Origin of the sequence: Mycobacterium sp. UM_WGJ (assembly GCF_000455125.1) — a bacterium.
GTDB lineage: Bacteria > Actinomycetota > Actinomycetes > Mycobacteriales > Mycobacteriaceae > Mycobacterium.
This window is the reverse complement of record NZ_AUWR01000106.1, coordinates 1-12961: the sequence shown is the minus strand read 5'-3', so window position 1 is coordinate 12961 and position 12961 is coordinate 1. Positions and strand designations below refer to the sequence as shown.

General features: G+C 67.3%; 13 protein-coding genes, 1 pseudogene and 1 other annotated feature. Of the genes and pseudogenes, 2 read left to right on the top strand and 12 right to left on the bottom strand.

Going from position 1 to position 12961, the window contains the following annotated elements:
• Position 1 precedes the first annotated feature (1 nt).
• From N416_RS0121045 to N416_RS0121005, 8 genes and pseudogenes are all read right to left on the bottom strand, one after another.
• On the bottom strand, positions 2-223 hold the full coding sequence (locus N416_RS0121045; RefSeq protein ID WP_024444063.1) for a hypothetical protein: 222 nt from the start codon (positions 221-223) through the stop codon (positions 2-4).
• 31 nt (positions 224-254) lie between these two features.
• Positions 255-1525, bottom strand: a protein-coding gene (locus N416_RS0121040; RefSeq protein ID WP_155943419.1) for an IS3 family transposase whose coding sequence is annotated in 2 segments (ribosomal slippage) — positions 255-1252 and positions 1252-1525 — 1272 coding nt in all. Because the reading frame shifts where the segments join, the coding sequence is not laid out codon by codon here.
• Positions 1125-1256: a sequence feature (AL1L pseudoknot), on the bottom strand. (Overlaps the previous gene by 132 nt.)
• A 49-nt stretch (positions 1526-1574) precedes the next feature.
• Positions 1575-1856 (bottom strand): annotated as a pseudogene (locus N416_RS23035) (SRPBCC family protein); the annotation flags it as partial.
• 31 nt (positions 1857-1887) lie between these two features.
• Entirely contained in the window at positions 1888-2910 is a 1023-nt protein-coding gene (locus N416_RS0121025; protein WP_024444060.1) for a nitronate monooxygenase, read from the bottom strand.
• A gap of 15 nt (positions 2911-2925) precedes the next feature.
• Positions 2926-4248: a pitrilysin family protein gene (locus N416_RS0121020; RefSeq protein WP_024444059.1), complete on the bottom strand. Its 1323-nt coding sequence runs from the start codon at positions 4246-4248 to the stop codon at positions 2926-2928.
• Positions 4226-6475, bottom strand: coding sequence for a polyribonucleotide nucleotidyltransferase (locus tag N416_RS0121015; protein ID WP_024444058.1), 2250 nt, complete (start codon positions 6473-6475; stop codon positions 4226-4228). The genes N416_RS0121020 and N416_RS0121015 overlap by 23 nt, the downstream gene beginning before the upstream one ends.
• 303 nt (positions 6476-6778) lie before the next feature.
• Entirely contained in the window at positions 6779-7048 is a 270-nt protein-coding gene (gene rpsO / locus N416_RS0121010) for a 30S ribosomal protein S15 (protein ID WP_024444057.1), read from the bottom strand.
• Between the two features lie 116 nt (positions 7049-7164).
• Positions 7165-8142: a bifunctional riboflavin kinase/FAD synthetase gene (locus tag N416_RS0121005; protein ID WP_024444056.1), complete on the bottom strand. Its 978-nt coding sequence runs from the start codon at positions 8140-8142 to the stop codon at positions 7165-7167.
• Between the two features lie 24 nt (positions 8143-8166).
• Between N416_RS0121005 and mntR the strand changes: the two genes are divergently transcribed.
• Together mntR and N416_RS0120995 are read left to right on the top strand one after the other, a co-directional pair.
• Positions 8167-8865, top strand: coding sequence for a manganese-binding transcriptional regulator MntR (gene mntR, locus N416_RS0121000; protein WP_024444055.1), 699 nt, complete (start codon positions 8167-8169; stop codon positions 8863-8865).
• A gap of 102 nt (positions 8866-8967) precedes the next feature.
• Positions 8968-9399 (top strand): SRPBCC family protein, encoded by a 432-nt coding sequence (locus tag N416_RS0120995; RefSeq protein ID WP_024444054.1) that lies wholly within the window; start codon positions 8968-8970, stop codon positions 9397-9399.
• Positions 9400-9436: 37 nt separating this feature from the next.
• Here the strand turns inward: N416_RS0120995 and N416_RS0120990 are convergent, their stop codons facing one another.
• The 4 genes from N416_RS0120990 to N416_RS0120975 are packed head-to-tail and all read right to left on the bottom strand — an operon-like array spanning position 9437 to position 12930.
• Positions 9437-10414, bottom strand: a complete 978-nt coding sequence (locus N416_RS0120990) for a DUF2804 domain-containing protein (protein WP_024444053.1) — start codon at positions 10412-10414, stop codon at positions 9437-9439.
• Between the two features lie 7 nt (positions 10415-10421).
• A complete protein-coding gene (gene truB / locus N416_RS0120985) occupies positions 10422-11312 on the bottom strand; it encodes a tRNA pseudouridine(55) synthase TruB (protein ID WP_024444052.1) in 891 nt (296 codons plus the stop codon).
• Positions 11309-11968 carry a 4'-phosphopantetheinyl transferase gene (locus N416_RS0120980; RefSeq protein ID WP_024444051.1) on the bottom strand — a complete coding sequence of 220 codons (660 nt, stop codon included), beginning with the start codon at positions 11966-11968 and terminating at the stop codon, positions 11309-11311. The genes truB and N416_RS0120980 overlap by 4 nt, the downstream gene beginning before the upstream one ends.
• On the bottom strand, positions 11965-12930 hold the full coding sequence (locus tag N416_RS0120975) for a metallophosphoesterase (protein ID WP_024444050.1): 966 nt from the start codon (positions 12928-12930) through the stop codon (positions 11965-11967). Before N416_RS0120975 ends, N416_RS0120980 begins: the two co-directional genes overlap by 4 nt.
• Positions 12931-12961 lie beyond the last annotated feature (31 nt).

Sequence of the window (12961 nt, the reverse complement as noted above, 5' to 3'; positions counted from 1 at the left end):
ACTACGACTGCTGACCGGGGTGATTGCCGGCGCCCTGCTCCGCCCTGTGCTTGAGCCGGTCCAGGGTGAGCCGGATGTGATCGGCGTTAGCAGCATTGCGATCGGCGACGCCGCTGATCAGTCGGCTGATCCCGAGTATCCAGCGGGGGCGGTGGTCCCAGGTGCTCTCGGTGACCTGGCAGCCGCCGTCCGCCGGGGTGATCTCGTACGCCCAGTGGGCCACCGTGAATCGCCCCGGGTTTGATGCACACCGGTTATTGGTGTGCAGCCTCTGATCGGGCTGTGTTTGTAGCGTAGTGGACGGTCTCGTACTCGATGGGTGGGATGCGGCCCAGGCGGTGCATGAGCCGGTCGGTGTTGTACCAGTGGACCCACTCGGCGGTGAGCAGTTCGACGTCGGTCAGACGGTGCAGCGGCCCTCGCCGAAACGGTGAGTCGTCACGGACGGCTTCGGTCTTGTACAGCCCTATGGTCGTCTCCGCCAAGGCGTTGTCGAAGGCATCCCCGACCGTGCCGATGGAGGCCACCAGTCCGGACAGCGCGAGGGTTTCCCCGAACCGCACCGATGTGTATTGAGACCCGGCGTCGCTATGGTGGATAGTGTTGCCCAACAATGGATTACCTTCATTGATTCGGAGTTGTGCGGCGTGGCGGATCGCTTGGCGCACGAAGCGGTCCTCCTTGCTTGCTGAGCACGTCCACCCGACGATCCGGCCCGCGAACGCGTCGATGGCGAATGCGGTGTACACGAACGCTCCGTTGGCTAGCCGGACGTAGGTGAAGTCCGCGACCAGGAGCAGGTTGGGGGCGGGTACCCGGAACTGGCGTTTGACCAGATCAGCTGCCCGTGCCGCGGCGGGATCTGCGATGGTGGTGCGGACCTTCTTGCGGCGGCGCACGCCCTGCCAGCCGTGGGCCCGCATGAGGCGTTCCACGGTGCAGCGGGCCACGGCGACGCCCTGTCGTTGCAGGTGGGCCCACATCTTGGTCGCACCGTACAACGCTTCGGGCTTGCGGCGTCCGTGCTCGTCGGGTTCGTAGTAGCCGGCCAGCACCTCGGTGATGACCGTGTCCCAGAGGGTTCGTGCGGACGGGGGTCGGGCCAGCCAGGCGTAGAAGGTTCTCGGGGCGATCTGGCAGCCGTGCTCGGTGAGCACGCGGCAGATCGGAGCGACCCCGAACCGAGCACGATGCTCGGCGATGAACGCACAGATCAATGGTGTCGCGGGTCGCTCTCCCGCACGAAGAAACTTGTTGCCGCCTTGAGGATTTCGATGGTTTCCTCAAGCTCACGGTTCTTGCGTTTGAGTTCGCGCAACTCCCGCACCGTATCGGTGGGCACCCCGTCACGCTGGCCGGCGTCGACCTCGGCCTGGTTGACCCAGCGGCGCAGCGATTCGTAGGACACTCCCAACCGCTTGGCCACCGCGGTGATGCAGGCCGTGCGGGTGTCGTACTCCTCGGCATGATCGGTGACCAGCCGCACCGCCCGGGCCTTGAACTCGTCGTCGTACTTCCTCGGCATGATGCGAACAACCTTCCCTCGAAAGAAGGTGTGCATCAAACCCGGGGTGGTTCACCGGGACCATCGCCGAGCGCACGTCGAAGGCGAACAGCCGGGCGGGGTCGGCGTCGGTGACGGTGCAGGTGGTGTTCCAGCTGTGCGAGCCGTTACGGTTGGCGCCGCTGAACTTCGCGCCCGGACGCGCCGAATCGCCTTTGCGCCAATGCATGGCGACGGTCTCCTCGGCGCAGTCCGCCAGGGCGGACAGGTCGGTGATCAGCGCATAAACCGTTTCAGGGGCGGCGTCAATGCGCACGGTGCCAGTTGCTGAAGGTCGGGACGTGTCATGCATGCGGCGATCATAACGACGCCCTACCGCCGTTTCAGGGCGTCAGGGCAGCAATGATTTCGGCGGCCGCCGCCGACCGGGCGGTCCGGTAGGCGGTCCCGGCCCACAGGCTTGTCCCATGCGGATCGTCCAGGGCCACCGCCGCCGCCCGGATCGGGGTCGTCATGTGGTTGATCTCGGGGTATCCCACCGGGGCCACATCCTCGAAGGCGCGGGTGAAGTCGTTCTCCAAGCCGCGTGCGTAGCGGCCGGAGAACGCACAGGTCACCGTGGTGTTGGCGAATTCCGGGTTGGTCAGTGCCGCACGGTGCGTCGGATTGGTGCCGGCTTCGTGCGCCAGCAGCAGTGCGGTACCGACCTGGGCCGCGACCGCGCCACCACCCAGCACCCCGGCCACGTCGGCCGCGGTGCCGAGACCGCCCGCCGCCACCATCGGGACATGGCCGTGGGCGTGGGCGATCTCCGCCAGCAGATGTTCCAGCGAGTCGGTGCCCGGGTACACGTCGGGCGCGAAGGTGCCCCGATGTCCGCCCGCCTTGGGGCCCTGCACCGCCAGCACCTCGGCGCCGTGTCCCAGGGCGACGCCGGCCTCGTAGACCGACGTCACCGTGACCACCGTCAGGATGCGCAACGCCCGCAGCATGTCGATCTCGTCGGGGGACGGGGTCCCGAAGGTGAACGACACCACCGTGGGCCGCAGGTCGGCGATCACCTCGAGCTTCTCCGGCCAACAGTCGTCGTCGCCGAAGCGCGGCTGGCCCAGCTCTACCCCGTAATGCTCGGCCAGCGGATCCAGGAGATCGGCGTATTCGTCGAGCAACACCACGTCCGCGCCGCTCGGTTGGGGCACAAACAGATTGACACCGATGGGACCACTGGTGGCCGCGCGCGCGGAGGTGATCTCATCGGCCAGCTGTTGGGCGGTGCGATAGCCCCCTGCGACGAACCCCAGCCCACCCGCCTCGGTCACCGCGGCCGCAAGCGCCGGTGTGCTGGGACCGCCGGCCATCGGCGCGCCGATCAATGGGACCTTGAGTTCGGAGAAGCTGAACGCCATTCCCCTAGCCTGCCATCAACCGGCAAGCGCCCGCAGACGGGTTGGCAGCGCCCCTTTCGAACGATACGGGCCAAGCACGGCGACGCCATAGGGCTTACGCAGCAGCTGACGGGCTACGGCGTTGACCTCGTCGACGGTCACCGCCGACAGTTCCCGCAGGGTGCGGGCGATGGGCCGGTGGCGGCCGTAGTTCAACTCGGTACGGCCCAGCCGGTTCATCCGCGAACCGGAATCCTCCAGGCCCAGTACCAATCCCCCGCGCAACGACCCCTTGGCGATCCGACACTCGTCGGCGGTGATTCCATCACGAGCCACCGATTCGAGCACCTCGGCGGTCACGGCCGCCACCTCGGCGAATCGGTCCGGCTGACATGCCGTGTAAACCGACAGCGCGCCGGCGTCCGCGAAGGTGTCAACCGACGAGTAGATCGAGTAGGCCAGACCGCGGGTTTCCCGAACCTGTTGGAACAGCCGCGAACTCAGACCGCCACCCAGAGCCGTGTTGAGCACGGCCAGCGCCTGACGGTGTTGCCAATAGCGTCCGGGTGCACGCACCCCCAGAGACATGTGCGTCTGATCGGCATCACGGTTGACCACGGTCAGCCCGGGCCTGCCCGGCACCCGGGCACTGCCCCGTCGCGGCTCGGCAGGCTTCTCACCTCGAATCAGGCGATGCCCGAAGTGTTCTCGGACCAGCGCAACCACCGTGTCATGGTCGATGTTGCCGGCAACCGCGACCACCATGCGCTCCGGTGTGTAGCGGCGCTGGTGGAATGACCGCAACTGTGCGCGCGTCATCGACGACACCGACTCGACATTGCCTATCACCGGCCGGCCGATCGGATGATCGCCGAACAGCGTCGTCAAGAACACATCGCCCAGCGCGTCCTCGGGATCGTCATCGCGCATCGCGAGTTCCTCAAGAACCACGTCGCGTTCGAGGTCGACGTCGGCAGCCGCGCAGGACCCGTTGAGCACCACGTCGCTCACGAGTGCGACGGCCAGTTCCAGATCGGTGTCGAGCACGTGGGCGTAGTAGCAGGTGTGCTCTTTTCCGGTGAAGGCATTGAGCTCGCCACCGACCGCGTCCATCGCCTGGGCTATGCCGGCCGCCGTTCGGGTCGGAGTCGCCTTGAACAGCAGGTGCTCCAGGAAGTGCGCCGCCCCCGCCACCGTGGCGCCCTCGTCGCGCGATCCGACGCCAACCCACACGCCCACCGACGCCGAACGAACCGCGGGCAGGTATTCAGTGACTACCCGCAGCCCGCCCGGCAGGGTGGTGCGTCGCAGTGCGGCGCGCGGCGGCGCCCCAGTGTCAGCTTTCGGCAGTCGCGGCATCGGCAGACTCAGCGGGCCCCGCCTCCGGGGTCGACTCGTCCACAGGAACCAGCGAGATCTTGCCGCGGTTGTCGATGTCGGCGATCTCCACGCGCAGCTTGTCGCCGACCTTCACCACGTCCTCGACCTTGGCCACCCGCTTGCCCTTGCCGAGCTTGGAGATGTGCACCAGCCCGTCGCGGCCCGGCAGCAGCGACACGAAAGCGCCGAAGTCGGTGGTCTTGACCACGGTGCCCAGGAACCGCTCGCCGATCTTGGGCAGCTGCGGGTTGGCGATCGCGTTGATCTTGTCGATGGCGGCCTGCGCCGACGGGCCGTCGGTGGCGCCGACGAACACGGTGCCGTCGTCCTCGATCGAGATCTGGGCGCCGGTCTCCTCGGTGATCGAGTTGATCATCTTGCCCTTGGGCCCGATCACCTCGCCGATCTTGTCCACCGGAACCTTGATGGTGGTGACGCGAGGCGCGTACGGGCTCATCTCGTCGGGGGCGTCGATGGCCTCGGCCATCACCTCGAGGATGGTCATACGCGCGTCCTTGGCCTGAGCGAGAGCACCTGCCAGGACCGCTGAAGGAATGCCGTCGAGTTTGGTGTCGAGCTGCAGTGCGGTGACGAAGTCCTTGGTGCCGGCGACCTTGAAGTCCATGTCGCCGAACGCGTCCTCGGCGCCCAGGATGTCGGTGAGCGCGACGAAGCGGCGCTCGGTCTTACCGTCGACCTCGACGTCATCGGAGACCAGGCCCATCGCGATACCGGCGACCGGAGCCTTCAGCGGCACACCGGCGTTGAGCAACGCCAGCGTGGACGCGCAGACCGAACCCATCGAGGTGGAGCCGTTGGAGCTCAGCGCCTCCGAGACCTGCCGGATGGCGTAGGGGAACTCCTCGACGCTGGGCAGCACCGGAACCAGGGCCCGCTCGGCCAGAGCGCCGTGGCCGATTTCGCGACGCTTGGGCGAACCGACCCGGCCGGTCTCACCGGTCGAGTACGGCGGGAAGTTGTAGTGGTGCATGTAGCGCTTGGACTTCTCCGGCCCCAGCGAGTCGATCTGCTGCGCCATCTTCATCATGTCCAGCGTGGTCACGCCCATGATCTGGGTCTCGCCACGCTCGAACAGGGCGCTGCCGTGGGCACGTGGCACCACGGCGACCTCGGCGCTCAGAGCCCGGATGTCGGTGATGCCACGGCCGTCGATACGGAAGTGGTCGGTCAGGATGCGCTGACGCACCAGCTTCTTGGTCAGACTCCGGTAAGCCGCGCTGATCTCCTTCTCGCGCCCCTCGTAGGTCCCAGCGAGACGCTCGAGCACCTCGGCCTTGATCTCCTCGGTGCGCTCGTCACGCTCGGCCTTGCCGGCGATGGTCAGCGCCTTGGCCAGCTCGTCGGTCGCGATGGAGGCCACCGAGTAGTAGACGTCGTCGCCGTAAGGCGGGAACAGCGGGTAGTCGGCGGTTGGGCGGGCCGCCGCCTCACCGAGCTCCTGCTGGGCCTTGCACAGCGCCGCGATGAACGGCTTGGCCGCCTCCAGACCCTCGGCCACCACGGTCTCGGTCGGCGCCTGGGCGCCGGCCTCGATGAGCTCGATGACGTTCTCGGTGGCCTCGGCCTCGACCATCATGATCGCGACATCACCGTCTTCAAGGGTGCGCCCGGCCAGCACCATGTCGAACGCGGCGCGCTCGAGCTGCTCGACGGTGGGGAACGCCACCCAGGTGCCGTCGATCAGTGCCACCCGCGCGGCTCCGACCGGGCCGGAGAACGGCAGGCCGGCGAGCTGGGTGGAGGCCGACGCGGCGTTGATCGCCACCACGTCGTACAGGTCGTTCGGGTTCAGGCTCAGAACCGTCACCACGACCTGGACCTCGTTGCGCAGGCCGTCGACGAACGACGGGCGCAGCGGACGGTCGGTAAGACGGCAGGTCAGGATCGCGTCGGTGGACGGCCGGCCCTCGCGGCGGAAGAACGAGCCGGGAATACGCCCGGCCGCGTACATCCGCTCCTCGACGTCGACAGTGAGCGGGAAGAAGTCGAAGTGGTCCTTGGGAGCCTTGCTGGCGGTGGTCGCCGACAGCAGCATGGTTTCGTCGTCGAGGTAGGCGACGACGCTGCCGGCGGCCTGCTGGGCCAGCCGGCCGGTCTCGAAGCGGATAGTGCGCTTGCCGAAGCTGCCGTTGTCGATGACAGCGGTGGTCTCGAATACGCCTTCTTCAATTTCAATTGCAGACATAAAAGCCCGTGCGGCCTTTCCTGGTTTGTTCAGCTGTTTCGCAACGTCAGACGTGCGCCAGCCAACTACCTGGATGCGGCTACGGTCGTCGATCGAAGCGGCCGGATCTTTTAAGACGCGCTTTCAGACCCGGCTGCCACTACCGAAGACCGCCCGATGCAGGTCTGGCTGTACGTAGGGACGTGTCCCGTCGTGACGTGCCGGAGTGGCACACGCGGATGCGGGGGCCACACCGATGTCCGGGCCTGGCAGGCCCGGAACGGTCTCACTCTACATGGCAGCGGCTGACGCCGCCCCGATTCGTCAGCGACGCAGACCGAGGCGCTCGATCAGCGAGCGGTAGCGCGCCACATCGGTCGCGGTCAGGTACTTGAGCAGACGACGCCGCCGGCCGACCAGCAGCAGCAGGCCGCGGCGGGAGTGGTGGTCGTGCTTGTGCTTCTTGAGGTGCTCGGTGAGGTCGACGATCCGCTTGGTCAGCAGGGCGACCTGAGCTTCGGGCGAGCCGGTGTCCGTCTCGTGCAGACCGTAGCTGGCCAGGATCTCTTTTTTCTGCTCGGCGGTCAGCGCCACGACAAATCTCCATCAATCGGTCCCGCGAATATCAAGTCGGCGGCCACCGCGGACTGCAGCACGCCGAGGTGGGAGCCTAGCACCGCCCGGGGCAGCTCTCCCAATCGTGCCGACGGTCAGTCACCCGAGAGCAGGCCGCGGGTCTTCTCGACGTCGGTGTTCATCATCGCCACCAGGTCCGCCACCGAGTCGAACTTCTCCTGGCCGCGGATCCGGCTGACGAAGTCGACGGCGACGCGCTGTCCGTACAGGTCGGCGGTCTCGTCGATCACGAACGCCTCCACGGTGCGGGCCCGCCCGGAAAATGTCGGGTTGGTGCCCACCGACACCGCTGCCCGGCAGCGCTGACCGGCGACGACGGTGCCGGGCACCTGGCCGTGTCCCAACACGGTGAACCAAGCGGCGTACACTCCGTCGGCCGGAATCGCCGCAAAGGCCGACGGTGCCACGTTGGCGGTCGGGAAGCCCAGACCGCGCCCACGACCGTCACCGCGCACCACCAGCCCCTCGACCCGGTGCGGCCGGCCCAGCGCCTCGGCTGCCGCCGCCACATCGCCGGCGTCCACACAGGACCGGATGTAGGTCGAGGAGAAGGTGACCGATTGGGCGGCCTCGGCGCGCTCGGCCACCAGCGACACCGATTCGACCCCGAACCCGAACTGCTCGCCGGCGCGGCGCAGGGTCTCGACGTTGCCGGCCGCCTTACGGCCGAAGGTGAAGTTCTCCCCCACCACCACTTCCACCACGTGCAGGTGCTCGACCAGCAGTTGGTGGATGTAGCGGTCCGGGGTGAGCTTCATGAATTCGGGCGTGAACGGAATCACCAGGAACACGTCGATGCCGAACTGCTCGACCAGCTCAGCGCGACGCGCCAGTGTGGTGAGCTGCGCCGGATGGTTGCCGGGATAGACGACCTCCATCGGATGCGGATCGAAGGTCATCAGCACCGTCGGCACGCCGCGCGCCCGGCCGGCCTTCACCGCATGGGTGATCAGTTCCGCATGGCCGCGATGCACACCGTCGAACACGCCGATGGTGAGCACACACCTGCCCCAGTCTGTGGGGATCTCATCCTGCCCCCGCCACCGCTGCACCAGGACAGCCTAAACTGTCCGATTGTGAGCCCTTGGGAGCAGTCGGATGGGCTGAGTAGCGTCGCCCAGGACTATCTGAAAGTCATCTGGACCGCCCAGGAATGGTCACCGGACAAGGTCAGCACCAAGATGCTGGCGGAGAAGATCGGCGTGTCCGCCAGCACCGCCTCGGAGTCCATCCGCAAGCTCGCCGATGCGGGCCTGGTGGACCACGAGAAATACGGCGCGGTGACCCTGACCGATGAAGGGCGACGGGCGGCGCTCGCAATGGTGCGCCGGCACCGGCTGATCGAGACCTTTCTGGTGTGCGAGCTTGGCTACGGCTGGGACGAGGTGCACGACGAAGCCGAAGTCCTCGAGCACGCGGTGTCCGACCGGCTGATCGCGCGCATCGACGCCAAGCTGGGCTTCCCGCAGCGCGACCCGCACGGCGACCCGATCCCGGCCCCGGACGGGCAGGTGCCCACTCCCCCTGCCCGCCAACTGTGGGCGTGCGCCGACGGCGAGACCGGCACGGTGGCCCGCATCTCCGACAACGATCCGGAGATGCTGCGCTACTTCGCCCAGGTAGGCATCAGCCTCGACGCCCGGCTACGGGTGCTGGCTCGCCGCGACTTCGCCGGCATCATCTCGATAGCCCTTGACTCGCCGGCGGACTCCGATCTCGAGCAGGCCACCGTCGATCTGGGCAGCCCTGCCGCGCAAGCGATCTGGGTGGTCTGACCGCCACTTCGCGTAGCAGGCCGGCTGGCCTTCGGCCTCCGAACGGTTCGGGTCTGCTCCTGCCCGGTGCCGGAGCGGTGCCGCTGGCTCTACGATCTGCGGGTGGCAAAGCTTGAGCTCTCTCGTGAACTGTCGCTGCCTCCCGACCAAGCCTGGGCCCACGCGTCGAATCTGGCCGAGTTGGGTGACTGGCTGTCGCTGCACCAGGGGTGGCGCTGCGATATCCCGGCCGAGCTCACCGCCGGAACCACGTTGATCGGGGTGGCGGGAGCAAAGGGAATGCGCAACCGAGTCACTTGGACGGTCCGCGAATTCGACCCGCCCGCACTGCTGGAGTTGACCGGCGACGGCGTGGGCGGCACCAAGTACGCGCTGACCTTGGCGATCAGCCCCGCCGCAACGGGATCGAAGTTCGTCCTGCGGATGGACCTGGGCGGCCGGCCGCTGTTCGGGCCGATCGGCGCGGCCGCCGCCCGGGCCGTCAAGGGCGACATCGAGGGATCGATCAAGCGATTCGAGCAGCTCTACAGCTGAGGCGGCAACCGGCTCATCAGAGCAGCCGAAGCGCCACTCACCACAGCATGTGCACCTGTTCGGCCCAGCCGAGTAGACCGTTCACGGCAACATTCGCGCCGTCATCGGTGCGGATCCGGCCGTGGTAGTGCCCGAAGCACTGATGGGTCCCCGGCAAGGGTGAGCGGTGATGGAACGGGGTGAACGTCAGCTCGACCTGATCGGAGTCGGGTGTGCGGATCGTCCACGGCCCGGTGTATTCGGGGTAGTGCCAGTCCAGTTCGGCGCCGATCTTGCTCAATCGGCCGTCGACGCAGAGCGCATTCTCGGTGCTTGCGGTGCCGACAGTCCACTTGCCGCCCAGCTGCAGGCCGACCGTGTGGCCGTCGGTGTGCCCGGACGCCGCACCCCAGTTCCACACGGTGTTGGCCGGCCAGCGTCCGCGCCCGTGGTCGAGCACACCCCAGCCGCCGGCGAAGTCGTAGCTGGCGTCACCGACCCGTACGACACCCGAGGCCGGCCGCGCGGTGTGTTTGGCGGTGTATTGGAATCTCTTCTCGCTCCACGGCACCACCACCGCCAGCGTCTCGTGCCCGGGCGGCAGGGCCACAAACAGGTCACCGTCCATGGGGCCGGCCGAGGTCTTGCAGGAGAACCGGATCCGCGTGCCGTCGGGCTCGGCGGCGAGGTCGATCGCGACCAGGCCACGAGCGGAGGCCGGCCCGTCGCCGAGGCTGGTGGGCAGCGTTATCCCCCACCCTCCCGGGTGCAGACAACTGCGGCTCACCTCACGCCCGGAATAGTCCAGCAGGAAGACGTTGCTCACCCCGAGGTAATCGAGGTCGGCCAGCGTGATCGCGATCAGGTGAGTGGGCGTCGTCAGGCACCAGTACTCCCACCGCTTGCTGCGGCCCCAGCCACGCAGGTTGCAACGGTGCAGCGGTGTTCGGGTCCAACCGACGGCGGCGGGGTTCAGCAATCCGGCCGCATCGCACAGATCGACAGCCTCGGTGATCTCGCGTTCCGCGGTGGCCATCGGCGGACTATAGCGTCGCCGGCCGGATGACCACCACCGACTTGGTCCGCCTTCCCGAGTCCTCCAGTAGCGCGATCACTCGGTCGTCGGCATCGGTTGCCGCATAGGTTCCGTCGATGCCCGCCGGGGCCAGCGGCCGGCCGTGGCTGACGTCGAGCGCCTCGTCGACGCTCAGGTCCCGGCGCGGAAAAGTCTGCAAGCAGGCGTCATCCAGGCTGTAGCTCAGCCGTGGGCTCTCCCCCAGTTCGTCGAGGGTGCGGGCCTGATCCAGCCCGAAGCTGCCGGCCCGGGTACGTCGCAATGCGGTCAGGTGTCCGCCCACCCCCAGCTCACTGCCCACGTCACGTGCCAGTGCCCGGATGTAGGTTCCCGCTGAACAGTCCACCTCAACGTCCAGATCGACGAGCGCCTCATGGCGCCGCAGCGCCAGCAGCTCGAAGCGCTCGATACGCACCGGCCGGGCAGGCAGTTCGACAGCGCGCCCCTCCCGGACCAACTGATAGGACCGCTTGCCGGCGACCTTGATGGCGCTGACCGCCGAGGGCACTTGCGCGATGTCGCCGCGCAGGCCGGCGATCGCCGCGGCGATCTGACTGTCGGTGATATGCCCCGCCGAAATCGTCTCCAGCACCTCACCTTCGGCGTCCTCGGTCGAGGTGGTCTGTCCCAACCGGATGGTGGCGGCGTAGGACTTCTGCGACGCGGTCAACAACCCCAGAATCTTGGTAGCCCGTTCGATGCCGATCACCAGCACCCCGGTGGCCATCGGGTCCAACGTGCCGGCATGGCCGACCTTACGAGTCCCGAAGAACCTGCGACACCGCGAAACGACGTCGTGGCTGGTCATTCCGGCGGGCTTGTCAACGATCACCAGGCCGGCGGGCGGGGGCGTGCTCACAGCACAATCGCCGTCAGCACCAGACCGCCCGCCACCGACCACCGCCCGCGCAGTTCCGTCAGCGGAGGTCCGGACAGTGCTGCGGGGTCGATCAGGATGCGGGAGACGAAGCTGCCGTCGGCGTCGAAGCTGATGTGGGCATCTTCGAAGCCCAACCACCGCCTGGTCAGCGGGAACCACACCTTGTAGGTGGCTTCTTTGGCACAGAACAGGATTCGGTCCCAATGCCAGTCTCGCGGCAGCGCCGCGAGTTCGTCACGTTCGACGGGCAGGCTGACCGCTTTGAGGACGCCGTCGGGAAGCACGTCATGTGGTTCGGCATCGATACCCACCGATCGCACGTCGCCACTGCGGCCTACCACCGCGCCTCGGAAGCCCGCGCAGTGCGTCAAGCTGCCGACCACACCGTCCGGCCAGGTGGGTTCGCCCTTCTCCCCCTTGAGAATCGGGACCGGCGGTTGCCCGAGCTCTTCCAGCGCCAGCCGAGCACAGTAACGCGCGGTGATGAATTCATTGCGGCGCTTGGCAACCGAACGCGCGACCAGCGGCTCTTCCTCGGGCAGCGGAGCTAGCCCGGGCGGATCGTCGTAGCGTTCGGCCCAGGCCAGTGAACCCGCCGGCGCTCCTTCGAGCACCCCGTCCAGCAGCTTGCTCATCGCGCCTGCCGCCTGTGCAGACGTTCGGCGAACTTCGCACTGGCCTCACGCATCTCGTCGGTGATGGCGAAGTGACCGCCGAACTCGTTGAGGTAGCCGGGCGGATAGTGCGGCTCGGGCAGGATCTGGCGCAGCCACCGGTGCGGCCGGCGTCGACGCCATTCCCGGGGATAGCCCACGGAGACCTCTTCGAAGCGCACGCCGTCATAGAACGTGGTGCGCGGGATGTGCAGGTGGCCGTAGACCGAACACGCCGCGTTGTAGCGCGTGTGCCAATCGGCGGTTTCGACGGTGCCGCACCATAACGAGAACTCCGGGTAAAACAGCGCGTCGCAGGGCTGGCGCACCATCGGGAAATGGTTGACCAGCACGGTCGGGGTCATCCAGTCGAGGTCTTCGAGGCGCTTACGGGTTGCCGCCACCCGGTCGCGGCACCATGCGTCTCGGGTGCCGTAGGGCTCGGGTGAGAGCAGGAACTCGTCGGTGGCGACCACATTGTTCTGCCGCGCGATGGCTAAACCTTCGGCCTTGCTCGTCGCCCCGGCAGGCAGGAACGTGTAGTCGTAGAGCAAAAACATCGGCGCGATGATGGCGGGGCCGCCCTGCTCGGTCCAGACCGGAAAGGGGTGCTCGGGGGTGATGACGCCCATCTGGTCGCACATGTCGACCAGATAGTCGTAGCGGGATCGGCCGAACACCTGCATCGGGTCCTTGTTGGTGGTCCACAACTCGTGGTTTCCGGGGACCCAGATCACCTTCGCGAACCGCTTCCGCAGCAGGTCCAGCGCCCAGCGGATCTCGTCGGTACGCTCCGCAACGTCACCGGCGACGATCAACCAGTCGTCACCGGTGACCGGGTGCAGTGCCTCGGTGATCGGCTTGTTACCCAGGTGGCCGGTGTGCAAGTCAGAGATCGCCCACAGAGTTGGGCCATCTGCGGCCCTGCGCTCGTGGGTGGTCACGAAGGTCGAGCCTAGCGACGATCGCAAGCAC

Excerpts from the sequence above, each read along its gene's own strand:
- N416_RS0121025 (WP_024444060.1), bottom strand. The coding sequence starts at position 2,910 with ATGGCGTTCAGCTTCTCCGAACTCAAGGTCCCATTGATCGGCGCGCCG.
- N416_RS0120990 (WP_024444053.1), bottom strand. The coding sequence starts at position 10,414 with ATGGCCACCGCGGAACGCGAGATCACCGAGGCTGTCGATCTGTGCGAT.
- N416_RS0121020 (WP_024444059.1), bottom strand. The coding sequence starts at position 4,248 with ATGCCGCGACTGCCGAAAGCTGACACTGGGGCGCCGCCGCGCGCCGCA.
- N416_RS0121015 (WP_024444058.1), bottom strand. The coding sequence starts at position 6,475 with ATGTCTGCAATTGAAATTGAAGAAGGCGTATTCGAGACCACCGCTGTC.
- N416_RS0120980 (WP_024444051.1), bottom strand. The coding sequence starts at position 11,968 with ATGAGCAAGCTGCTGGACGGGGTGCTCGAAGGAGCGCCGGCGGGTTCA.